Origin of the sequence: Psychrobacter sp. SZ93C1 (genome assembly GCF_015864635.1) — a bacterium.
GTDB lineage: Bacteria > Pseudomonadota > Gammaproteobacteria > Pseudomonadales > Moraxellaceae > Psychrobacter > Psychrobacter fozii.
This window is the reverse complement of record NZ_JADYWY010000001.1, coordinates 393,495-417,349: the sequence shown is the minus strand read 5'-3', so window position 1 is coordinate 417,349 and position 23,855 is coordinate 393,495. Positions and strand designations below refer to the sequence as shown.

25 protein-coding genes are annotated in these 23,855 nt (G+C 43.1%); 13 read left to right on the top strand and 12 right to left on the bottom strand.

Annotated features, from left to right (window positions below):
- The first annotated feature begins 128 nt into the window (after positions 1–128).
- Positions 129–611 carry a c-type cytochrome gene (locus I6E83_RS01850; RefSeq protein ID WP_197099740.1) on the top strand — a complete coding sequence of 161 codons (483 nt, stop codon included), beginning with the start codon at positions 129–131 and terminating at the stop codon, positions 609–611.
- 109 nt (positions 612–720) lie between these two features.
- On the opposite strand, the gene I6E83_RS01845 is transcribed toward I6E83_RS01850, so the two are convergent.
- The 3 genes from I6E83_RS01845 to I6E83_RS01835 form a co-directional block, all read right to left on the bottom strand.
- The gene (locus tag I6E83_RS01845; RefSeq protein WP_197099739.1) at positions 721–1,680 is read right to left on the bottom strand and encodes a mechanosensitive ion channel family protein; all 960 of its coding nucleotides are present in this window, start codon (positions 1,678–1,680) and stop codon (positions 721–723) included.
- 103 nt (positions 1,681–1,783) lie between these two features.
- On the bottom strand, positions 1,784–2,365 hold the full coding sequence (gene gloA, locus I6E83_RS01840; protein WP_197099738.1) for a lactoylglutathione lyase: 582 nt from the start codon (positions 2,363–2,365) through the stop codon (positions 1,784–1,786).
- Positions 2,366–2,518: 153 nt separating this feature from the next.
- Entirely contained in the window at positions 2,519–3,157 is a 639-nt protein-coding gene (locus I6E83_RS01835) for a carbonic anhydrase (RefSeq protein WP_110921876.1), read from the bottom strand.
- Positions 3,158–3,900: 743 nt separating this feature from the next.
- Between I6E83_RS01835 and potA the strand changes: the two genes are divergently transcribed.
- The 5 genes from potA (at position 3,901) to I6E83_RS01810 (ending at position 9,007) form a co-directional block, all read left to right on the top strand.
- The gene (gene potA / locus I6E83_RS01830) at positions 3,901–5,154 is read left to right on the top strand and encodes a spermidine/putrescine ABC transporter ATP-binding protein PotA (protein ID WP_197099737.1); all 1,254 of its coding nucleotides are present in this window, start codon (positions 3,901–3,903) and stop codon (positions 5,152–5,154) included.
- Entirely contained in the window at positions 5,154–6,032 is an 879-nt protein-coding gene (gene potB, locus I6E83_RS01825) for a spermidine/putrescine ABC transporter permease PotB (RefSeq protein WP_197099736.1), read from the top strand. The genes potA and potB overlap by 1 nt, the downstream gene beginning before the upstream one ends.
- Entirely contained in the window at positions 6,032–6,820 is a 789-nt protein-coding gene (potC, locus tag I6E83_RS01820) for a spermidine/putrescine ABC transporter permease PotC (RefSeq protein ID WP_197099735.1), read from the top strand. Before potB ends, potC begins: the two co-directional genes overlap by 1 nt.
- A gap of 137 nt (positions 6,821–6,957) precedes the next feature.
- Entirely contained in the window at positions 6,958–7,848 is an 891-nt protein-coding gene (locus I6E83_RS01815; protein ID WP_025651936.1) for a LysR family transcriptional regulator, read from the top strand.
- A gap of 172 nt (positions 7,849–8,020) precedes the next feature.
- Positions 8,021–9,007, top strand: coding sequence for an RICIN domain-containing protein (locus I6E83_RS01810; protein ID WP_110921880.1), 987 nt, complete (start codon positions 8,021–8,023; stop codon positions 9,005–9,007).
- A gap of 204 nt (positions 9,008–9,211) precedes the next feature.
- Here the strand turns inward: I6E83_RS01810 and I6E83_RS01805 are convergent, their stop codons facing one another.
- The 4 genes from I6E83_RS01805 to I6E83_RS01790 all read right to left on the bottom strand — a co-directional run bounded on the left by I6E83_RS01805 (position 9,212) and on the right by I6E83_RS01790 (position 11,957).
- Positions 9,212–9,583: a CrcB family protein gene (locus I6E83_RS01805; protein ID WP_025651934.1), complete on the bottom strand. Its 372-nt coding sequence runs from the start codon at positions 9,581–9,583 to the stop codon at positions 9,212–9,214.
- An 81-nt stretch (positions 9,584–9,664) separates the two neighbouring features.
- Entirely contained in the window at positions 9,665–10,723 is a 1,059-nt protein-coding gene (tsaD, locus tag I6E83_RS01800; protein ID WP_110921882.1) for a tRNA (adenosine(37)-N6)-threonylcarbamoyltransferase complex transferase subunit TsaD, read from the bottom strand.
- A 139-nt stretch (positions 10,724–10,862) separates the two neighbouring features.
- A complete protein-coding gene (locus tag I6E83_RS01795; RefSeq protein WP_197099734.1) occupies positions 10,863–11,411 on the bottom strand; it encodes a c-type cytochrome in 549 nt (182 codons plus the stop codon).
- Positions 11,412–11,597: 186 nt separating this feature from the next.
- A complete protein-coding gene (locus I6E83_RS01790; protein ID WP_110921884.1) occupies positions 11,598–11,957 on the bottom strand; it encodes a hypothetical protein in 360 nt (119 codons plus the stop codon).
- A gap of 409 nt (positions 11,958–12,366) precedes the next feature.
- Between I6E83_RS01790 and rpsU the strand changes: the two genes are divergently transcribed.
- Positions 12,367–12,582 carry a 30S ribosomal protein S21 gene (gene rpsU / locus I6E83_RS01785; protein WP_110921885.1) on the top strand — a complete coding sequence of 72 codons (216 nt, stop codon included), beginning with the start codon at positions 12,367–12,369 and terminating at the stop codon, positions 12,580–12,582.
- Positions 12,583–12,725: 143 nt separating this feature from the next.
- Positions 12,726–13,175 (top strand): GatB/YqeY domain-containing protein, encoded by a 450-nt coding sequence (locus tag I6E83_RS01780; protein WP_197099733.1) that lies wholly within the window; start codon positions 12,726–12,728, stop codon positions 13,173–13,175.
- Between the two features lie 54 nt (positions 13,176–13,229).
- On the opposite strand, the gene I6E83_RS01775 is transcribed toward I6E83_RS01780, so the two are convergent.
- A complete protein-coding gene (locus tag I6E83_RS01775) occupies positions 13,230–14,945 on the bottom strand; it encodes a M48 family metallopeptidase (RefSeq protein ID WP_227680764.1) in 1,716 nt (571 codons plus the stop codon).
- Between the two features lie 346 nt (positions 14,946–15,291).
- On the opposite strand from I6E83_RS01775, the gene I6E83_RS01770 reads away from it, so the two are divergent.
- The 4 genes from I6E83_RS01770 (at position 15,292) to thiS (ending at position 17,546) form a co-directional block, all read left to right on the top strand.
- Positions 15,292–15,750: a sulfurtransferase TusA family protein gene (locus I6E83_RS01770; RefSeq protein ID WP_197099732.1), complete on the top strand. Its 459-nt coding sequence runs from the start codon at positions 15,292–15,294 to the stop codon at positions 15,748–15,750.
- 241 nt (positions 15,751–15,991) lie between these two features.
- On the top strand, positions 15,992–16,855 hold the full coding sequence (rpoH, locus tag I6E83_RS01765; protein WP_197099889.1) for an RNA polymerase sigma factor RpoH: 864 nt from the start codon (positions 15,992–15,994) through the stop codon (positions 16,853–16,855).
- 46 nt (positions 16,856–16,901) lie between these two features.
- Entirely contained in the window at positions 16,902–17,273 is a 372-nt protein-coding gene (locus tag I6E83_RS01760) for a DUF423 domain-containing protein (RefSeq protein ID WP_197099731.1), read from the top strand.
- A 72-nt stretch (positions 17,274–17,345) separates the two neighbouring features.
- Positions 17,346–17,546 (top strand): sulfur carrier protein ThiS, encoded by a 201-nt coding sequence (gene thiS, locus I6E83_RS01755; RefSeq protein ID WP_194196045.1) that lies wholly within the window; start codon positions 17,346–17,348, stop codon positions 17,544–17,546.
- 349 nt (positions 17,547–17,895) lie between these two features.
- Here thiS and hpf read toward each other — a convergent pair whose 3' ends face one another.
- Together hpf and rpoN are read right to left on the bottom strand one after the other, a co-directional pair.
- A complete protein-coding gene (gene hpf, locus I6E83_RS01750; protein ID WP_197099730.1) occupies positions 17,896–18,276 on the bottom strand; it encodes a ribosome hibernation-promoting factor, HPF/YfiA family in 381 nt (126 codons plus the stop codon).
- Positions 18,277–18,648: 372 nt separating this feature from the next.
- Entirely contained in the window at positions 18,649–20,313 is a 1,665-nt protein-coding gene (gene rpoN, locus I6E83_RS01745; RefSeq protein WP_197099729.1) for an RNA polymerase factor sigma-54, read from the bottom strand.
- A gap of 315 nt (positions 20,314–20,628) precedes the next feature.
- Between rpoN and I6E83_RS01740 the strand changes: the two genes are divergently transcribed.
- Entirely contained in the window at positions 20,629–21,525 is an 897-nt protein-coding gene (locus I6E83_RS01740; RefSeq protein WP_197099728.1) for a nitrilase-related carbon-nitrogen hydrolase, read from the top strand.
- Between the two features lie 35 nt (positions 21,526–21,560).
- Here the strand turns inward: I6E83_RS01740 and I6E83_RS01735 are convergent, their stop codons facing one another.
- Both I6E83_RS01735 and dapF read right to left on the bottom strand, forming a co-directional pair.
- A complete protein-coding gene (locus tag I6E83_RS01735; protein ID WP_197099727.1) occupies positions 21,561–22,604 on the bottom strand; it encodes a tyrosine recombinase XerC in 1,044 nt (347 codons plus the stop codon).
- A gap of 47 nt (positions 22,605–22,651) precedes the next feature.
- The gene (gene dapF, locus I6E83_RS01730) at positions 22,652–23,539 is read right to left on the bottom strand and encodes a diaminopimelate epimerase (protein ID WP_110921895.1); all 888 of its coding nucleotides are present in this window, start codon (positions 23,537–23,539) and stop codon (positions 22,652–22,654) included.
- Positions 23,540–23,855 lie beyond the last annotated feature (316 nt).

The following is a 23,855-nucleotide window of genomic DNA, read 5'->3' as shown; positions in this document are numbered from 1 at the left end:
TTAAATTTTCAAAAAATCACTGATAAGCGGACATACTTTTAAGTAATTATGAGTTGATTTTGACAACAGTATCAAAGCCACCGTCTGCAATACGCATACTATTAGCCAAATTTAAAGGAGTAATCTATATGGCACAGGTTCATTCTAACAAATCATTGAAATCTATCTTCGGTATCACCTTAATGGCAGCCGCCTTGGGTCTAACCGCCTGTAGCACTTCAACTGACTCTAGCTCTAGCCCTGATATACAAGCCCGTCAAGACAGCATGAAAAACTGGGGTGATGCAATGGGCATCATGGGTGATATGGCCAAAGCACCCGATACCTTTGATGCGGATGTCGTTAAAGAACAAGCAGCATTCTTAGCAGAAGATTCTAGTATGCCGTGGAGCCATTTCGAAAACCAAGAAGACATGGGTAATGCAACCGAAGCAGTTTGGTCTAATGCTGAGGGTTTCCGTGCAGAAGCTGATAACTTCCAAAAAGTTACTGCTGAGCTAAGTGCTGCCGCTCAAACAGCTACTAGCATGGATGACATCAAACCTGCATTCAGTCAAGTTGGTGCGAGCTGTAAGTCATGCCATACAGACTTTAGAGCAAAAGATGAATAAATATTTATACTCATAACAAATAAAAATGCACAAAAAAACCGCCACATCATTTGATATGGCGGTTTTTTATTATGGGAACTAGCGTTTATGGATATTAGTGATAGCTTGATTACTCTACTGCTACTTTTTCCACATTGATGGTTTTTTGCTCATTGAGCTTATCAACGATCGTCATCACCGATGAGTCACTCAAGTCTATCGTTCTAATCGGGAATGGAATATTTACGCCTGCTGCATCTAGCGCGAGTTTAATCTCTACAAATACTTGGTGAATCGAGGCAACTTTATTGGCTTGCGTGCCATCCTCAATAAACCAACGTACCATCAAATCTATCGTTGAATCTCCAAAACCTGTTGCAATCACGCTCGGCTCAGCTTTCTTTGACACGCTATCTGCCCTATCTAGCGCTTTTAAAATCTCAGCTTTTGCCGCTTCTATATCATCTTCATAACCAATACCCACTGCCAGTTGTAACCGGCGCTGCTTGTAGGCGGTATTGACCGTCAACGCTGAGGTATACAAGTCAGAGTTCGGAATAACGACTTGCCGACCATCATAAGTTTTGATAGTGGTTGCACGGATTTTAATGTCTTCGACCGTACCTTCATACTCTCCTGAGACAATCTGATCACCAATACGAAATGGCTCTGATATGAGTAGCAAAATACCAGACAGCAAGTTTTGAAAAATATCTTTGAACGCAAAACCAATAGCGACGGAACCGATACCGAGTGCACCGATTAGCTTGGCAGGGGTGAATTCCGGCACAGCTATCACCATGGCTATCATAAAGCCTACGAAGATAATTAAAGCACCACCTACTCGCTGAAATACTTTGACCAAGTTCTGATGCCGTCTGCGACTGCCTAATATTTTATAGACGATTTTTTTGAAGAGTATCGACAAAAACCAAAAGATTAAGACAACGATAATCGAAGCGACAAAATACGGAATACGTTCGACAAAACCAATAAATATGCCATTCGCAGAATCAATAATACTTTGATACGTTAGTGCAGCGGTCGTTGGCTCTGTACCTGCTATCGTTTCTGCCTCAGAGGTTCGCATCTAGGTGTCACTCCTTTGGTTGGTCATCTTGATCATAAGGTTTATTGATAAGTATTAGCAACGAATACTTATCAAATATTCAAAGCTTTCAAACGCTTAAAAATTAGCCCATCAAGTCAGCTTGTACAATCTCAATCCAGTAGCCATCGACGTCTTTGATAAAGGCAATATTTTTCATGCTGCCATCTTCTGGACGCTTCTTGAATTCGACGTTATTTTTATCAAACCAAGCCACCGCTTCATCCAGACTCGGCACGCTAAAGCAAATATGACCAAAACCCTGTGGATCTTGATTACCATCATGATAGCTAAAATCAGCTTTGGTTTCGGTACCGTAGTTATGAGTCAACTCTAAGATACCGCGCTGACGAAATGCAAAGATTTCTAAGTCATCACCAGCAGGCAGGTTGTCTCGCTCACTCTCCGTTAGCTTGGCTAAAAAGTATAAATCAAACCCCATGTCAGGGAATTTTTTTACTGCTAGCAACGTCATTCCAAGGACGCCCGTATAGAACGCTAATGACTTGGCAGGATCTTTTACCCTTAGCATCGTATGGTTAAACGTATAGCCAGTCGTCTGACCTGAAATAGGCTGAACACCAGCGGTATTTACGCTCCTAGTAGGCTGGGCTATAAGTGATTCGTTATTATTATCGGTGGCTGAGCCATTATTTGATATAGACATAATTATCCTAATATTGACAAAATATAGAGTTAAAAAAACAAGCGCGTAAAGGCTTTTTACGCGCTTGACTCTCTTATCATAATAAAAAATCACGAAAGGATTGAGAGGATTTTGTAATAGTGCTTATTTGATATGGCCAATTTAGACGATTTATTAGCTGTCTAAGAACCGTACTTTGCCTGTCTCTAAATCATACTCTGCGCCAACGACTAGCAACTGACCACTATTGGTCAAGTCTTCTAGTGCACGCGAGCCATGCTTAAGTTGGCTAACCGACATACGTACGTTGGCACGGATAGAGCGATCAACTAGCTCATCGGCATCGACGTCTTGACCATTGGCAGTCGCCAATTCATGCAGGTTATAAACACTTGGACGGATGCGATCTACGATGGACTGCAAATTGGGCGAGTAGTTTGTTTCAGGATTAATCAGTGTTTCTACGCAGGCCGTAACCGCACCGCAATGTGAATGTCCAAGTACAACAACCAACTTGGTACCGAATTTTTCGGCCGCAAATTCAATCGAGCCAATCTGTGATGGTGCTACTACGTTACCAGCGACTCGAATCACAAACAAATCACCCAAGCCTTGATCAAATACAATCTCAACCGGTACACGTGCGTCCGAGCAACCCAAAATAATAGCCAAAGGGTCTTGATCTTTGACCAACTCTGGACGCCTTTGCATCATCGGATCAGTATTGCTCAAGCTATCAACGTAACGTGCATTTCCTTCTTTCAAAAGTTCAAGGGCTTCTTGACCTGTTTTTGGGCGCGTATTGTTCGGCATAAGATATCCTTTATCATCAATAATATTAGAGTTATAAGCTGTTTAAATTGGATCTAGAATTAGGCTCACTCAGTCTACTATCTGTAGTAATTTTGCTCACCTCTCTAGGGCGTGTCCTCAATTCAATCGATAGTCATCTAAATGGGTTAAAAATGGCTAAATCTTGCCAAACGGCGTCAAATAGCTGACTAATATCTCGATATTATCTGCGCTATTTTCCTTGTTTGACTGCGATTTATCTCATTTTTATCACCATTTTTAAAATGAGGACACGCCCTAGTATCTAAGTCATATTTCACTGGCTATATTCAAACACAAATCGACTAAATAACTGACTAGTCATTATTAGGTACTGACAGACTAATTATATTGGTCTACCACAGAGTAATTGTATAGGAATACCGTCTAAAAAATGACAAAAAACTTTGTATTAATGTCGCTATATGACGTAATTATTGCTAGCTGCCCCAAATCATAGAACTAAAACCCCCTTACCAAATGTCCTAAATATGCTCGCTAGAAATTAGAACCTAGAAGCTAGAAATAAAAGTTCCTCGATATCACCACCGTGTCACTCACGTAACTTATGACGAACTTGCACTAATTTATATCAAGGGTTTGTTATAATACGTGGCAACCAGACTCAGTCTATCCCCATAGCTTACACCCACACCAAATGACTTTGACCACAGTATCCTAAATGAATGGCCATACTGCGATGTTAGATGCTTAGGAAAAATATTATGACCATCCCGCTGCCCAATACGCACAAAACCTCTGCATCACCTCATGATGACAAGGTGCTGCTGCAACTGACTGGTCTAAAAAAAACCTACGATCAAACTGAAGTATTAAAAGACATCAACCTCGATATCCAGCATGGTGAGTTTTTGACACTGCTTGGCCCTTCAGGCTGCGGCAAGACAACACTGCTACGTTTGATTGCAGGCTTTGAGCAGCCAAACGCTGGTGCCATTCATTTAGATGGCGTGCAGATGGCAGGTTTGCCTGCGGATAAGCGTCCGGTCAATACGGTATTTCAGCAGTATGCGTTGTTTCCTCATATGACTGTCGCCCAAAACGTGGCTTATGGCCTTAAACTCAAAAAAATACCGAAAGATGAGATTAAGACACGTGTACGCGAGATGCTCGCGATGGTGCAGTTAGAACATCTAGCCAACCGTAAACCGCAAGATTTATCGGGTGGTCAACAGCAGCGTGTTGCCATTGCGCGTGCCGTGATTAATCGTCCTAAACTGCTGTTACTCGATGAGCCATTATCTGCGCTCGATCACAAACTGCGTCTGCAGATGCAATCTGAGCTTAAGCGTCTACAACGTGAGCTGGGTATCACTTTTGTCTTTGTCACCCACGATCAAGAAGAAGCGCTATCGATGTCAGATCGTATCGCAGTGATGAAAGACGGCACGTTTCAGCAAATTGGCACGCCTATCGAGATTTATGAAACGCCTGCTAATTTGTTCACAGCCAAGTTCATCGGTGAGACCAATCTATTTAAAGCAGAAGTAAAAGGCGTCTACCCCGATCAACCAGATCGTGATGGTAAAATCACCAACGGACGTATCGAGGTAGAAGTTTGCGAGGCACAAGCTCAAGATGGCCCAACCAGCTTACGTAATTTACGTCGGCCTAATTTTGCCAATGACGTACAAGTAGGCGACATCGTAAACTTACTACTTCGCCCAGAAGACTTAAGAGTTTACGATCCACAAGATGATGAGCATGTGGGACTGTTTGGCCGAGTGATTGAAAGTAACTACAAAGGCAGTACGCTTGACTCGATCATTGAACTAGCAAACGGCCATATTATTAAAGCCTCTGAATTCTTTGACGAAGATGACCCAAGCTTTGACTATAAGCTGAATGAGGCTGTCAAAGTCTCATGGGTAGACGGCTGGGAATGGGTATTGCCAGAAGACTCTACTGAGCCAAATAAAGGTGGAGACCATACAACCATACAAAAGGATGCCAGCTGATGGCACGCAACCACTTAGGCAGCAAAAGTCCTTTTCGTACCGCAACGCTATGGCTCATTTGGGGTTGGTTACTGATATTCGCGCTACTGCCAAATATCTTGGTCATCGCGGTCAGTTTTTTGACCCGTGATAGCAGTGCTTTTATCAGCTTGCCCGTCAGCATCGACAGCTATGCACGCATGATTGATCCGCTCTATTTTGGCGTATTTATTCATTCATTATGGATGGCAGGCATCACGACTATCATTTGCTTATTACTTGGCTACCCTTTTGCATGGCTTATATCTAGAGCAAAAACCCGTTGGCAACCACTGCTGATGATGCTATTAATACTACCGTTTTGGACCAACTCTCTGGTGCGTACTTATGCACTCAAGTTGCTGTTTGCCAATAATGGTTTAATCAATAAGTCACTGCTGGCGATAGGCGTCATCGATACTCCTATCGATATCCTATATACGCAAGGTGCGGTGATAGCTGGTCTGACGTATTTACTATTCCCATTTATGGTATTGCCGCTATATGCCGTGTTTACTGATTTGCGTCAGGACATGCTATTGGCATCACAAGATTTGGGTGCATCCAAGACGCAGACTTTTTGGCATATCGTACTACCATTGACGACACCAGGCATTATCTCAGGGGTGCTCTTAGTCTTGCTGCCAGCAATGGGAATGTTCTATGTCGCCGATATCTTAGGTGGTTCACGCAACCTATTAGTCGGAAATATCATCAAAAACCAGTTTTTGGATGCGCGCGATTGGCCATTTGGGGCCGCAGCCAGCGTATTATTGACCCTCGCTATGGCCGTGCTGTTACTGGCCTATCGCGCCAGTAGCCGCCGCATTGGCAAAACTGATTTCAGTGAGGTGGCCTAATGTCTCATTCGCGTACAACAAAAACTGGCAGTATCGCAGCCAAAGGCTACCTCAGCCTGATTTATGCCCTGCTATACCTACCCATCATTGTTTTGGTGGTGATGTCATTTAACAAATCGAAAATTGGCTACAACTGGGGCGGCTTCAGCCTAAAGTGGTACGAATCACTATTTAATAACCAAGCCATGCTAGATGCATTTTGGCATTCTATAGTATTAGGATTGGTCGCTGCGACCGTCTCAACACTGATAGGCACGCTCACCGCTTTGGCACTACACCGTTATAATTTCCGTGGTAAAGGTTTGCTAAACGGGCTGCTGTTCGTATTGATGATGTCACCTGAAATTGTATTGGCCATCTCATTATTGGCGCTATTTTTGTTAATTGGTCTGCAATTAGGATTTGTCTCGCTGTTATTAGCACACATTACCTTCTGTCTACCATTTGTGGTCATCACTGTCTTTGCACGCTTGAGTAGTTTAGATGAGCGATTGATGGAGGCGGCACGCGACTTGGGCGCTAACGAGTCAACGATGGTACGCACCGTGCTCATTCCTGTTATTTTACCAGCGGTGATGGCAGGCTGGTTACTCGCCTTTACGTTGTCATTGGATGATGTGGTGGTTTCAACCTTTGTCACCGGTCCAAGCTATGAGATTTTACCGTTACGGATTTATTCTATGGTACGGGTAGGACTCAAACCAGAAGTCAATGCTATCGGTACATTGCTACTGGCTGCTTCTTTAATCTTGGTTATCATCTCGCAGTTGCTGTTACGTAGGCGCTAGTTTACCGCTGCCAATCTGACATCGCTAGTTTAGCACTGCTTATTATTGGCACTGTTTATTAATAGCAAGCTTTGAATGAAAGTCAGCGCTATATCTATTATAATGAATTTTTCTCACCTTCGCGGTTAGGTTACCTTATGCTAGAGCTCCGTCACCTCAATACTCTAACCGCGCTACGGGCGCATGGTTCACTCGCTGCTGCTGCCGATGAGCTGCATGTTACGGCTTCAGCGGTCTCACATCAGTTAAAAGAGCTAGAGAATTACTACGATATCAGCTTGGTCAATCGTCGTACGCGCCCGCTCACCTTTACCCCTGCTGGCAAGACAGTACTGGCGTTGGCAGATAGTATAATGCCGCAAGTTACCCGTACTAAATCCAACCTTAAGCGCCTAGCACATGGCCAAGCAGGCAGACTACGCCTAGCATCCGAGTGTCACAGTTGTTTTGATTGGCTAATGCCGATACTCAATCACTATCGCCGTGAGTGGTCAGATGTAGAGCTAGACTTTGCCACAGGGTTTGAGCCTGAGCCGCATCATCTGCTCATGGAAGGTGATATTGATTTATTGATTACCACCAGTGATTTACCGATAGACGGTATCAGCTATCAACCGCTGTTTGAGTACGAGAGTCGCTTGGTACTATCGCCCACGCATGATTTGGCAGCACAAGAATTTATTGAACCCAGTGATTTGACTGAAGAAACCTTAATTGCTTATCCAGTAGAGGCCAAGCGTCTCGATATTATCGCCAACTTTATGACACCTGCACAGGTGAGCTTTGAGAATGTGCGTACTACAGAGCTGACAGCGATGCTCATTCAGCTGGTCGCTAGTGAACGCGGAGTAGCTGCATTACCTGATTGGGTCGTGGCGGAATATGAGAAAAAAGGCTGGGTCGTCTCGCGGAAGTTGGGTGCAGGTGTGCATTGTCAGCTGTATGCAGCGACGCGTACCTCTAGCCAAGACACAGCGTATATGCAAGGGTTTGCGAACTTACTAGAAGGGATCGTTAAACCATTATAAACTGTTGTGCTAACCTCCCTCAAAGTTTGAACTGCTGCTATAGGAAGCAGTAATCCTGCCTATTAAGAGGCCATATTCTTTTGAAAAAAATTGACTATGCATGCTCTAAGTGCTAATGATAGTTAGGTAACGAATTTTTATATTGTCAGTAACAATATATAAGGAAGTTTCTATGAGTAAAACTATTGTTATTCTACTTTCGATAATAGCTGGATGTGCTAATGCATCTGATAACTTAAAATTTAAAAACCTCAATATTAATGAGCTTAAATCTAGTGACCTTAATATTAAAAACTCAAAATCTGAAAACCTCAATCTCGATAAGATAAAGCCTGATAACCTCAGTGTTGAAAACTTGAAATATGAAAGCCCAAACATTGAGGAATCAAAATCTGAAAGCCTCAATATGGGTGATTTGAAATCTAAAAATCCTAATGTTTGGAACTTAAAATCATCAACACACAACGATTACTACAATCAGCCTGAAATATTTATTGAATTTAACTGTAAAAGTGGCAAAACCTACAAAATAGATTATAGGGCTAGCTCGTCTGGTTCATGGACAAAAGGAGATAATGAAGTCTGTTCTAATTCTGGTAATAACACAGGTTCTATTAACAACTATGGCATTCAACCAGTTGCTTGTAGCACCGAGTATGAAATCAGGGTTAAACGAAAAAACAGCACCAAATGGTATAGGGTAAATCAAAAAACACTTCCTTGCTATTCTTCTCCAAACCCTGCTCCTGATACAAGCGGAACTTTTAGACTAAAACAAGTTACGACAAATAAGTGTATATATGGTTATCAAACACCAGGCACAACCAATAATAATGCCTATACTTGGTCATGTTACCAGAACCCAGGTATGGCGTTTAAAATTCAAGTCAATCCAACGACTGGAAAAAAGAAACTTCAACATCAAGAATCTAAAGACTGTTTAACAGTGAATAGTAATACAAATGGAGCACGGGCATCTCTAGTTGACTGTCAATATGCAAATACATTTATATTAGAGCCAGTGACAGGTAATATTGTCAGACTAAAAGCTGAAGGCAAAAATAAGTGCTTATATGGGCTTAGTCAAAATGGTCAACCAGTTCACGCTTGGGGATGTTGGAATGATCCATCTATGAACTTTGTTCTAGAACCTTATTAAAGCGTAAATTTAACTTATAGTTATCATGTTCTACATTATATTTTTTGGCATTTTTATAATACAAGGCTGGGTTTCTAACTCAGCTTTTACTTTTATACATTTTCATAAAAACTCTAATTAAAGACATCCCCATTGTTTAACTCTTCTCAGTGCTACACGCAGCCCGCAGCACCTCAGATTGAATCAAAAGTCAGATGATATTTCCTACAAAACCAACTTAAAGAAATAAAACCCCAGCGCGGTTGCCAGTAATGTTAACCCAACATGTAAACCGATAAGCGCCAATCCTGCCAGCAAACGGCCATCATTGACGAAGGTAAAAACCTCCGCGCTAAAAGTGCTAAATGTCGTCAGTCCGCCCAAAAATCCAGTGATGACGAATAGTCTCACGTTATCAGATAAGCCAGTACCCATCCTTCCGAACCATACTAAAGCTAGCCCTATTAATAGTCCACCCAAGACATTCGCGCCCAATGTACCAAGCGGTATCCAATGGTGCAATGGATTAAAGCGCGCCAGCCACCCTCGCAAACACGCTCCAAATGCGGCGCCTAGACCAATCGCAATCCACTGCATAGCGGTATCCTTACTTCAGATAGATTTCATGAGCATGAACATGGGCACAAACATGGGCATAAGCCCCAATCAATAGCACCTTTATACCGGAGGCAATTCGGTCATCGGCCAACGTGGCACACAGCTAACGGCCAAATCATCTGACTGTCCTGCTTGCAAGCGCTCGTAACCGGCATAAGCAATCATTGCCCCATTATCGGTACATAATGCAGGCGGGGCATAGTGCACCGTTGCATTTATTTTGGCCAGCTCAGCTTCTAACGTTTCACGTAGATGAGTATTGGCACTGACGCCGCCAGCAATGACTAAGCGGCTCATATCTACTTGCTTAAGTGCTTTGACGCATTTTCTTACCAGTGTATCGACCACTGCATGTTGAAAGCTAGCTGCAATATCAGCGCGTACTTGTGGATTACTCTCGGCACTATTTCCTGAACCCCCTGAGTGTGGGGTATCCTTGATAAGGTTGTGCACGGCTGTTTTCATACCGCTAAAAGAGAAGTCCAAACCACGATGTAGCATCGGTCTGGGCAAGCTATACGCGTTTTGATTGCCTGTCTCAGCCAGTTTGGCGATATTAGGACCACCAGGATATGGCAAGCCTAGCATCTTAGCCGCTTTATCAAAGCACTCACCCGCCGCATCGTCTATCGACTCACCCAATATCTCATATTGCCCAACCCCACGGGCAGCAATAAGCAAAGTATGTCCACCAGAGACGAGCAATGACACAAAAGGAAATGCGGGAGGATTTGCACCCATCAGCGGTGCCAACAAATGGCCTTCCATATGGTGGATGCCAATCGCAGGTATATCCAAACCATAAGCCAAACTGCGCCCAAATAACGCACCCGTCATCAATGCACCAATCAGTCCTGGCCCTTTGGTATAGGCAATCGCATCAATCTCGCTTTTTTTCATATCACACTGATCTAACAACTCATTGAGCAAAGGCACGAGCTTTCGAATATGATCGCGACTAGCGAGCTCAGGCACCACACCACCGTAGAGAGCATGCAGCTCTATTTGTGAATACAGCACTTGACCAACCAAACCTTGATTGTCGCTCGAAATCTGCTCACTATCAAAAATCGCTAAACCAGTCTCATCACAAGAGGTCTCTAAACCCAACACTTTCATATGTTTGCCTTTATACTTTTGTCTGCGTGTCATCTTTTGCAGCGTTTTCGCCTTAGCTTATGTGCGAAAAAATATGCACAAAAAAACCGCCATTGTCAGTCACAATGACGGTCAGTTTAGCAAATTTCAATGGCCAATATCAGCTAACCGCTGCAATCATGTAATCTACAGCCGCATAAACCTGAGCTTCACTTACTTTATCAGTGACTTGCGCTGGCATTTTATTAAAGCCTTTCGCAGAGTGCATATGTAGCGTATCTTTACCTTTAGTAAGGCGCACTGCCCATACGGCTTTATCACCATATTTTGGTGCATCGAGCAAACCTGCAGCATGACAAACCTGACAGTTTGATTCATATAGTTTAGCGCCTGCATCCGCGGCCAATACTTCAGGCTCAGCAGCAACTTCTGCTACTGACTCTTCCGTAGTAACAGGCGCCTCAACAGGTTCTAATTCAACCTCTGGTTTAGGCGTAGCAATTTCAGACTCAGTCACTTCAGACTCAGACACTTCAGATTCAGCAACTGGTGTGTCAGCGACCGCTACAGTAGTATCAACAGGTTTATTGGCAGTAGATGCTTTTTCAATACTTGTATCCTCACCACCACAAGCACTCAGTGCTAATAATGCGCTAATACCCATAACAGAGACCGTAAGCTTGCTTATACGCTGTCGTTTATTCATCATGATCACACCTCTATACTATATGGTGGCTGCTGATAAAGCTTATTTACCACTAGTCGATTCAATTTAAAAGTATTACAAGGCAACCGAGTGTAGATGTATATTAAATACTTCAAGCGAGGTTAACGCAGTAATACTTTTATAGTGGAATGGCTATATTGGCAGCCCAAATGACCATTAAATCCATGCTTATTCAGCGGCAGCAGCTTCAGGTTCGGCACTGTCAGTAGCAGCTGCGTCAGCATCGGCGCTATCTGCTTCTGCTGTAGTCGCTGTTTCTACCATAGCAGTAGCATCCGTTCCTTCTTCAGCAGTGGCCGTACCATCAGCTTCCGTGGCAGCTGCATCAGCCGCAGGCATCGCTGCTGTCTCTGGAAACTTCATGTCTTCAGCTTCCGGTGCATTTTCAATAGCAAGTGCAGCCGCTTCATCAACGCGATCTACTGCCATTACTTCTTCATGCTCTTCGCCGCCACAAGCACTAACACCAAAACTAAAAGCGACGATAAATGCGCTGCTTAACGCTGTATTTAATACTGTCTTTTTCATTCAAACATCCTCAATAAAATACACACAAAACGGTTCATAGGCTTACTATAATATGGGAATTATCATAGCATAAACTCCACCTAAACCGTTATAGACAGTAGGGTTTTTTATTTATAATGATGTTCTGTAGCACACTTATATAGTCACTCTTATTTAACTAAAACCATTAATGCTTTCTAATAAACTGACTCTATATCAACAAAAAACTCTGCAACTTAATGATAAATATGGATTAATACAACAAATTCATTGACTTACTTGCTATTTTTTATTAAAATACCTGCCCTTGTGCTCATGTACAAGATTATCCTAGTTTGAGCTGATGTCTGTAATCTTGAGATATTACGACTAAATACTAATACACAGCCAAACTAATGCCTTTATATCTCATCCTAATCGAGGAGTCTTCATGCCTGCAGTTAAGGTTAAAGAAAACGAACCAGTAGATATCGCTATCCGTCGTTTCAAACGTTCATGTGAAAAAGCTGGTGTATTGTCAGACGTACGTAAGCGTGAGTTTTATGAAAAACCAACGCAAGTACGCAAGCGTAAAAAAGCTGCTGCCGTAAAGCGTTATAAAAAGAAGTTACAACGCGAAACTATTCGTACCACTCGTATGTACTAATCCATAATACGATTAGTTAAGTACAAGTGCTACATTAACGCCACTGTTATCCATTGATATCAGTGGCGTTTTTTATGCTACAATTTTTATTACTATTGCTCAAAATCTGAATAAATAACTCTTAACGAATAAGGATAATAACTATGAGTCAACTTAAACAGACTTTATTAGACAGCATCAAAGTGTCTATGAAAGCACGTGAGCTTGAGCGCGTTAAAGTATTGCGTAACGTACAAGCAGTCATTAAGCAGATTGAGATTGACCGCCGGATAGAGCTAGATGATGCACAAGTATTAGACGTATTACAAAAGCAGTTGAAACAGCGTCAAGAGTCACTCACTATTTTTACAGAAAACAATCGTGATGACTTAGCGACCAAAGAGCAGTTTGAGATTGATATCATCAATGGGTTTATGCCCAAACAAATGAACGATGATGAAGTTGCTGCTTTAGTCAATGCTGAAATCGCTGAGCAAGGTGCAACGTCTATGCGTGATATGGGTAGCGTGATGGGTGTACTAAAGAACAAAACTGCAGGCCGTGCAGATCCAGCCCTCATCTCTAAGATGGTAAAAGACGCCCTACAAGGCTAGCACTTACTATTGATTGGTAGGTCTGTCTGTCTCTCTGTCTGTAAAAATAACCGCCTAAGGCTTAAAGTCTTTGGCGGTTTTTACTGCTTTGAGTTCTGCATTAATATTGGCTAATAGCGGCCGAGCGCTATTGGCTTGGGGTGTACTCTGTAATCGCTCTGTCAGTTGCTTGGCTTGTGTCAGCGATATGAGCGCACTTTCGTAGCGATTACTCCATAGCTGATCTTGACTACGGTAACGTAACGCATTAATGGTGGCAATATTGGCCAGCTGCGGTGATGTCGTTGTTTTTGCCAAATTTTCATTGGCCAATTGTAGACTTTGCCAAGCATAACGATCGCTTGGCTGCTGCTCTGTCAGTGGCTTTAACAACGCTTGTGCTTGTGTGGGCTGGTTGCTATTGGTGAGTGCTTCCGCTAAGTAGAGTCGTAGATCACGACGCTCAGGATAGATGCGCTGCTGGCTTTCTAAAATTTGTGCAGCTTCTGACCACTTGCCTTGTTCTGTTAGCATATAGCTGTGAGTAATTGACAATAAAGGCTCTAATACCTGACGCTGTGCCGCTGATAATGCATCGATTTCAGCCAGTAGCTTGTTAGCATCTGTAAAACGTTGCTGTTCACTGTACCAGTGCATCAAAGCCAACTTGGCACCGACGCTATTCTTTGCAGCAGTCGTCAATACGGTCTCAGAAGCATGCTTACCAGTAATCTGCACACGCCAATAGAGCAAATCAAACAATGCCTGATGACGTTGCTGCTGGTTTAATGATAATGGAGGATAACTCTGCGCGCGACTTTGTGAATCACTCAAACGCTCATTACTCAGTGGATGGGACATAATAAAACTTGGCAAAAACTGGTTTTCAACTTTATTGAGCTGACTTCGTTGATTCATGGTGGCAAAAAACCGCGGCATGGCTCTTGGGTCATAACCCGCTTGAGTCATGATTTGCATCCCTATTCGATCAGCCTCTCGCTCATTACTGCGGCTAAATGCCATGCTACTGTTCATCGTAGCGGTCTGACTACCCATCAAAACGGCTGTCGCCGCATCACCATCGATTGCTGATGCAGCAATTGCTGCTAGCATGCCACCTACTTGCATGAGCAATGCTTTTTTTCGATCATCCACACCACTTTCATAATGATGCTGGCTAATGTGTGCCACTTCATGCGCTACCACACTAGCAAGCTCGTCCATACTACTGGCGGCCAATATAGTGCCTGTATTTAGACCAATGACACCACCTGGTGCTGCAAAAGCATTGATACTCGGATTATCAATAATCACCAAGCCCATTAATGCTTGCTGCCGTGCTTGAGCATTCAAACGCCACGTCATGTCTTTAAGCGTTTCTTGAATCCAAGGATCATGCTCCATCTTAACGCCACCATTGATATTCCGTAGTGACCATTCGCCTAGTAGCTTATTTTGATACTGCTCAGCGAAGCTCAAGCCTTGTCCTCTCAGGTTAGGCAAGTCTAAATCTTCGGAGTCCGTGGATTGCCATGAGTTATAATTGTATTGTGACGTTTGGCTGCTATTATTACTACTGTTCCACTCACTACTATTGGCAACCGTTGTGGCCATCAATAATGCGGTTGAAACTCCTAATATAAACATGCTCGATATCGCTATAGACAGAGCACCCTTTTTTCGCTCGCACAACAGCGACACCCGCCCAAACGAAGGTGTGGCGACCACATATTTATTTGAGTGATTCATGGCTGCGCTATCAAGCATCGACTGTCTATTGGCGTGATACAAATGCTTATCCTATGCAGGTGAGTAATGACAACATCCTCTCGACTATACGAGCTTGTGCATATAAGGTCAATTCTAGTATAGGTTCGACTACCAATAACTAAGCGGCGTGTCACTATTGCGCAACATGACTGTGTAATTCTAATGAACCGAATGTTGAGTTGATTATATTCAACTCAATTGCACCCTAGCTATTTGCTATAATGGCAGTTACAACAATAGGTTTACGTCGCTATTAAGCACAAGATATTCAATAAAAACTCTTAAAATTAACGATGCTTGAAAGCGAACTATTGATAATACAAATAGTAGTACAAACCACAGTATTGGTATTTATAAGGGTTGTTTTATGTCTGTTGATAGCCAGTCCACCATCATCCATGCGCCTGACTTCATAAACTTATCAGAAAAATTTTCTGGTACTGAGCAACAAAATATCAATAACCTACTGGCATTACTGTCGGTGAACGATATTGATTCAAATAACGAAGTAGCTGCAAAGCAATCCCCTATCAATATTATACGTTTCGTCGATGGACGTGGGCTTGCTTGTCCAATGCCGCTTTTGAAAACCAAAGTGGCATTACGCGATGTCGCAGCTGGTGAATCATTGTATGTGGTCGCCACTGATGCCAATTCACAAGCAGATATCGCTGCTTTCTGTCGACAAAGTAAGCAAACAGACACGACCAATCGACTGCTATTGACCACCAATAGCGTTACCAGTCAACAGACAACCGATAGCACACCATCACAGCGTTTCGATACAATATATCACTTCATCATTACCAAAACTGATAGCAACTAAGCGTCGCTATCCTTTACAATTACAACTATAAATATTTTTATCTTACTATTTGCGTCACTATTTAATCAAGGTCAAGAATATGGCTAACACTGCTAATGATGCTGCAAAAACGAGTAAAAAAGACGATGCAGCACCTGTAAAAAACGAAGCACGTGATGCAGCATTGAAAGCTGCGGCACAGCGACCACCTTATGATGCGGATGCACTAGGTGATACCAGTACTCGTGATTTGGTACCAGCAATGCCAACGCATCTATCAGCGCCTGGGGTCAATCTGGGTGCGTATATCAATACCGTCCATCAAATTCCAATCTTGACGCCAGTACAAGAGCAAGAGCTGGCGCATCGCTATTATGACGAAGGCGATGTTGAGGCGGCACGTCTGCTCGTGATGTCACATCTGCGTTTTGTGATTCACATTGCACGCAGCTACTCAGGCTACGGTCTGCCACAAGCCGATTTAATTCAAGAAGGTAATTTGGGACTAATGAAAGCAGTAAAACGCTTTGATCCTAACAAAGGCGTACGCTTGGTATCCTTTGCAGTGCATTGGATTAAAGCGGAGATTCACGAGTTTGTCATTCGCAACTGGCGTATCGTGAAGGTAGCGACTACCAAAGCACATCGTAAATTATTCTTTAATTTGCGTAGTCTTAAAAAGACCAACAATCAGCTGACGCTAGAAGAAGCCGATGCTATTGCAAATGACCTAAATGTCACGCGCAAGCAAGTGTTAGAGATGGAGTCACGACTTACATCCTATGACGCCTCGTTTGAAGCGCAATCGAGCGATGATGACGATGGGCGCTATGCACCGCAACTGTTCTTAGAAGATGGTATTGATCCTGCTGAGCAGTTAGAAGAAGCTGACTGGGAAGAAAACAATTCTTCAGCATTAATAGCGGCAATGGGAACGTTAGATGATCGCTCACGTGATATCGTTGAGCAACGCTGGCTCTCTGAACAAAAATCAACCTTGCATGAGTTAGCAGCCGTTTACTCTATCTCGGCAGAACGTGTACGCCAGATCGAAAAGAATGCCATGGACAAAATCCGTGATGCAATGACTATCGATAGCGTTATTTTGCCGGATGATATTCAATAGCTGTTATTTTGTAGTAGCGACCACTTTTAAATAATATGAGTGTGCCATGTTAAATTGGATAGGTATTGCGGCGATTAATATGGCTATCGCCGTTGCGCTAGGCGCATTCGGTGCGCATGGCCTGAAAAATATAGCCAGTCCTCAGCAACTCGAATGGTGGCATACGGCAACATTATATTTATTAATACATGCACTAGGCTTGTTACTGGTGGGTCTATTAATACGCCTCAAATACGTCACTCAAACGACTGCTTGGCTTTTACAGATTGGCATTATAATATTTGCCGGTAGTCTGTATTCGATGACACTTGGCGCACCACTTTGGTTTGGAGCCATTACGCCTATCGGTGGTGGGCTAATGATCGCAGGCTGGTTGTGTCTGGCGCTATCAGCATTCAAGATAAACAATCAAAAATAAAATAAGCAGCAGATGTAGTGTGACTGATACTTGTGCTGTCCAAAAGAATTTTACATCGTTCAGGAGCATACAATGAGCAACATCAGTGTCAATGGCAAAAAACTACAGACCACTCATCAGACAGTACAACTGGTCATCAATGAGCTTGGACTTAGCCAAGGCCGTTATGCCGTAGAAGTCGAAGGTGAGCTTATTCCAAAGAGCGAGCTGAGTCAGCTACGTATCGTTGAGGGCATGAACATCGAAGTGGTACAAGCCGTTGGTGGCGGCTAGTCACTGCATTTTACTTATCGTAGATTAAATAAATCTGAGTATAATATGCTTAGTTTATTGAATAAAATACTGGTTTCATTTGGCTTACAACCAAACTTTCAAAAAGATTAGCAGTAGTTTTGATTAATACATAGACTTACTGATACTCTTATTTCTTGATATTAGTACTAGAAAAGGCCTCAACGTATGATACGTTTGAGGCCTTTTTCCTTTTTGTGTATTCTGATTTCAGTTCAGTAGAATCAAATATAAATCATATGGCTGTCTATACTATTGGCTATCTATACTATTTATTATTATTTGGTCAGCCAGTACTCATTAAATACGATATCTACCAAACCTCATCAAATTAAACGGCTGGTGCTACATCATCGACTGTAAAGTCTTCGTAACGTTCATCACGTCCAGCACCCTGAGTTTTTTTACGCTCTTGACGGGTTTTGTATTTACGCACTTGTCTATCAAGTTTGTCTGCCATTTCGTTGATGGCTTTATACATATCATCTTCACACGCTTGAACAAACATTTCTTGACCTGAGACTCGCATAATCGCTTCAGCTTTATGGCTTTTTTTACCGCCATCACTAGCACCGCTGTTGTCTAACGATAATATCACTTTAATACTTTGTATCTGATCGAAGTGACGCTCTACTTTCTCAAGCTTTTCACGAACTGCCTTGTCCATAGCTTCAGTAACGCTGATATGGTGACCACTGATAGAAACATTCATATTATTGTCCTTTTGTTTGTACTTACAGTCAACAGATGAGGTAGCATTCCTGCTTTTATCACCCTGCTTTACCAACAATCGCTCTACTATCTTTTATAGCCAGTACATCCAGAAAAATGCCGATATATCCTTTCATCATCTCCTGATTGCTATTGTAAATATGCTAAATCGATACTTAGATTTCGTTGTTGGTATGACTCTAATTTGTCATGAAATTAGGATAGTAGCAAGCCATTAAATTGTAATTAAGTGTAACAATACCTGTTGTTTCTATCATGTTTCTATATAATCAAAAAATTTTATTTTTTATATTCTGTCTGAAATACATTGGTCAATATATGAGCGTGCTTATAACTTATTGAATTACCTCATTTAATATTTTTGTTTGCGCTGGGTAGACGATCCGATATTCATTGCTTCTCGGTATTTGGCTACAGTCCTTCTGGCAATATCAATGCCTTCAACCAACAAACTGTCTTTGATACGACTGTCTGATAATGGCTTTTTCGGATTCTCATCGGCGATGAGTTGTTTAATCATGGCACTGATAGCGGTTGACGAGACATCACCATCTGTACTGCTAACATGAGATGAGAAGAAATGCTTTAGCGAAAACAGTCCTTGGGGTGTCAGGATAGTTTTGCTGGTGGTCAAACGTGACACGGTCGATTCATGCAAATCAACTTCTTCTGCGATGACCTTTAAGATAAGTGGTTGCATGGCAGTCGCACCATGTTGTAAGAACTCTTGCTGATAACGCACAATACTGGTGGCGACCTTTAATAGGTTTTGATTACGCTCTTCGATACTGCGAATAAACAAGCGAGCATCAGTGAGGTTTTCACGCAGATACTGATTGTCAGGGCTATCATCACCCCGTTTAACTAAGCTGGCATACTCTTGATTGACTCTTAGCTTCGGTAGTGTGTCAGGATTGAGCCGTACCTGCCAGCCATCCTCTTGCGCATCTGTCCCTGCAGTGGTATTACTACTGTGGCGACGGACAGGCGTGACCAGCACATCAGGAATATCATAACTGTCTGGCTCCCGTGCATAATCCGGTTGACTACTATGGAATAACAAGCCTGGTGAAGGGTTTAAGCTGCGTAGTAGATTTAATGCAGGGGTGATCTTCTCAGCTGCAAGTCCTGTCTGCTCGGTCAGTGCTTTGATATTATTGCTGACTAAGTATTCGCTGGCAGATAGAAGCGCTTGTGCTTCTTTTAGAGACTCCGTATTACTATCAAGTTTGGACAGCTGAATCGCTAGGCATTCACTGAGATTTCGTGCCCCAACACCTAGTGGGTCGCAAGATTGAATAATACGCAAGACAGCCATTACTTCATCTTGTTCGACAGACTCATCCCATTGATAGAAACTCGCCATGGTCTCAAAGCTTTGTAGCAACTCATCGATATCAAGCCGAACAAAACCCATATCATCCATAGAGTCCATCAGGTAGGTGGCGATCAACATATCTGCTTCTGATAGATGTTTAAAGTTTAGCTGCCAACGTACATGATCTTGGATAGTGGCAGAGGTGCCGCCTTGATAGCTATCAAAGTCATCGTCACCTTTGCTTCCTGAACTGCTAGCCGCAGATGCATAGTTGCTGCTATCCGCACTATTATCAAAGCTACTATAGTCGTCACTATCCATCGTATGATTGTCTATAGCACCATCATCGATATTGGCTTGCTGCAATTTATCAAAGCTATCACTAAGTTCATTATCATAGTCAGAGGTAGTCGTGTTGCTGTCGGATTTGGTAGTAAATGACTCAGTGCCCGTACTTTGATTCCAGCTATCCAATGTGAGTGAGTCGCTCAGCTCGTCTGTGATATCGTCATTGCTATGCTCGTATTCATCGTCATCATCTTCGATACGTTCAAGCAGTGGATTACTATCCAGCTTGATCTGAACCTCTTGCGCGAGCTCAAGACTAGAGAGCTGCAGCAATTTAATGGCTTGCTGCATCTGCGGGGTCAGTTTCTGTGAGGTGCTTAGCGTGGTCGCCAATCCGAACGACATACTCATGGGCGGCTTATTACACTCCGGTAGTGATAATATTCTACAAATATTTTTGGTCAAACCAGTGGTTTAACGTTATTAGGACATGACGATAGCATTTTTTGGCGCAATTTTGCTATGATAATTTACACTCTAGCCAGATACAATTGTTACGCTTTTCTCATTAAAGCCTATAAATATTAGCATTTCAGCATTAACCGCTAAATAATTAATATCAAAAATTTGCTTACCATCATATGATTCTTATAAGAAAAGTCATGAGATACACGACTACGAAATAGCCAAATTGAATTAACCTAAAAAATAACTGAGACCACAACTATGAATAGTACACAGAATAATCAATTGACCACTGCTGCTATTCAAATGAATAGCCAACAGAATATTGAGCAAAACTTAGCTACTATAAAAGCTGCCATTATTAATGCAAGTACGCAAGGGGCTCAGCTTGTCGTATTACCAGAGAACTGCTGTAGCATGGGCGAGCAGTTTGCTACTGCAGAGCGCTTTGACGATCTATCGATGACGATAGCAGACTATGCCAGCACTTATGGTGTCTACGTACTAGCAGGCTCGCTACCCTGCCCTTATCGACCTGACGGCATTATCGTCCCTGATGGCAGACTACGCCAAGTCAGTCAGTTGTTTGCACCTGATGGCTCGCGAGTGGCACGTTATGACAAGATTCATCTGTTCACAGCCACTGTGGCGGATAAGCACGGCAGCTATAAGGAAGCAGCCACTTTTGAGCCAGGAACACAAACTGTAGTTGCACCACTCGAAGCAAATGATACGGTCTATCAATTAGGCATGATGGTTTGCTTTGATTTGCGCTTCCCTGCATTGGCACAGCGTCTACGTCAAGCAGGTGCAGACATACTGAGTGCACCGTCAGCATTTACCTATCTAACGGGACAAGCACATTGGTCGCTGTTGCTACGGGCACGTGCGTTAGACAGCCAGTGTATGGTCATTGGTGCAGCACAAGGTGGCGATCATACTTACAAGAATGGTGATATACGTCAGACGTGGGGACACACGGCGATTACCGCTTATGATGGTACAGTTATCAACCATTACGATGATAGTGGATTGAATGAAGCTACTAATCAGGAAGACAGCAAGCACTACGCCATGGTATTGGCATCATTAGATCAGCACGCCCAACAGCAAGGACGCCAAAAAATGCCTATCTTTGACTGTCATCGTTTAGCGTAAATTATGATTAAGGTGTGTTAAATATTCAACACACCTTATTTTTGATTTGAGTCATCGTCGCGTTGAGCATGAGTCGCTCGCGGATGGGCACGATCATAGACTTGGGTCAATTTGGCAAAATCGACATGGGTATAAATTTGCGTGGTACTGATATCACTATGACCCAGCATTTCTTGTACGGCGCGCAAGTCACCGCTACCTGACAACATGTGTGACGCAAAGCAATGCCGTAATAAATGGGGATACATATTTTGTGAGATGCCAGCACGACTAGCAGCAACTTTTAGACGTTGCTGCACTGCCCGTGTTGATAAGCGCGTACCTAATTTCTCACTAATAAATAATGCCGTGTCCATTTGCTCTACCCATAGATTACGATGTGGTAGATAGCGTGTAACTGCCTCTGCTGCCTTTATCCCTAACGGTACTAAGCGTGTCTTATTGCCTTTACCCGTCACACGTACGCGTAAGTCGGATAAATCTACATCCGCCATATCCAACGCGACCAGCTCACCCACACGCAAGCCACTACTGTAGAGCAATTCAAACATAGCTTTATCCCGTAACCATAAGCGCGCTTGCTCAGGCGTATCAGGAATCTCTTGGTCAAGCAATTGAGTGAGCAAATCCACGTCCGCGATAGACGGTAATGGTCTAGGACTACGCTTCAGCTGGTAGCCAGTAGTAGGATTAATGCGTGCTAGCCCTTCTTCAATCAGCCATCCATAAAAATGACGAATTGCTGACAGCTCCTGCTGGACGCTGGCAAGTGCAAGCTTGTCTTCATCGATGCGCTGACCGATATGTTGCGCTAATTGGCGCTTGTCACAACGCGTCCATGTCAGCCGTTTGCCACGTAAAAATAGCGCCAGTTGGTTCAAGCCAGCAAAATAAGCCGTTAGGGTATGCGGCGAGTGGTTACGTACCGATAAAGTATTTAACCAACGATGCACTGGTGCTAGCAGCTCACGTAATGCTGTGTCCGACTCTAGCGTGGCTGCCAGCGTGTCTGACAGCCACGCTGCTGATTGTACTTCTGAACCCGATGCTGGCTCTATCTGACCTTTTTTATTGGACATAGCCCTGTTAGAGATGACCATAGCATTTACCCATTCGCCATCCGAGTTTAGCCCTCAGAATTAGGCTTGATACCCGCTTGCGCCATTAGTCCATCTGGGCTAAACACGCCTTCATAAACAAAGGCCGTTGGACCTGTCATCATGACTGAATAACCCGGCTGCCATTTAATAATCATACTGCCACCATACAGCTGTGCGCGCACTTCTTCGCCTTCATCCAACCAGCCTTCACGTATACCAACAGCCACTGCAGCACATGCACCTGTACCACAGGCTTGAGTCTCACCGACACCACGCTCAAAGACCCGTAGACGGATATGACGTTGATTCATCACCTGCATAAAGCCAACATTGACGCGATCTGGAAACGCAGGATGAGATTCAATGGCTTTACCCAAGGTTTCGACTTCAGCATCAAGCACATTATCGACTTTGATGACTGCATGTGGATTGCCCATATTGGCAACATAGAGCTGTACCGGTGTTCCATTAACATCCAAATGGTAGGCGTTTTGGATTTTAGTAGTGGCTCTTGGGCTAAATGGAATTTCGTCTGGCTCAAATTTGGGTTTGCCCATATCGACTTCTACCCAGCCATAACGGTCTGTAGTCAGGGTGATAATTCCACTTGCCGTCTCAACACGTAAGCGCTGTTTAAATGACAGTTTGCGTGCCTGTACAAAACGAGCGAAACAGCGTGCACCGTTACCGCACTGCTCGACCTCTGTGCCATCGGTATTAAAAATGCGATAGCTAAAGTCAACATCCGGACGCATAGGTGGCTCGACTACGAGCAATTGGTCAAAACCAATACCCAAATGACGATCACCCAATAACTGTACCAAATCCTTGGTTAATTCTAAGCGCTGAGTCACCAAATCGATGACCATAAAATCATTGCCCAGACCATGCATCTTAGTAAATTCTATTAGCATACCCTTGATATCCTATCCTATTTTTATGTATGGCTTATCTTAGCACGCTGTCAGATACAATCATAATAATACCAATCCCAAAAAATACGATTAGCGGTGTCAAATTTGTTTAGTCTACAGTGAGTAGTACTTACACTCGTTTTCCTTGCTACTCTAATTGTTGTGCATGGTGTTGCTGTCAACTAAAGGTATATCTTCAATCAAGAGATAGCTTTAATTAAAAAACAACTTCCTCAAAATCCAGTCATAAAAAAACCCATTGTCATTATCACAATGGGTTTTCTTCAATCATCAGATACGGCGATAGTTTTGGCTC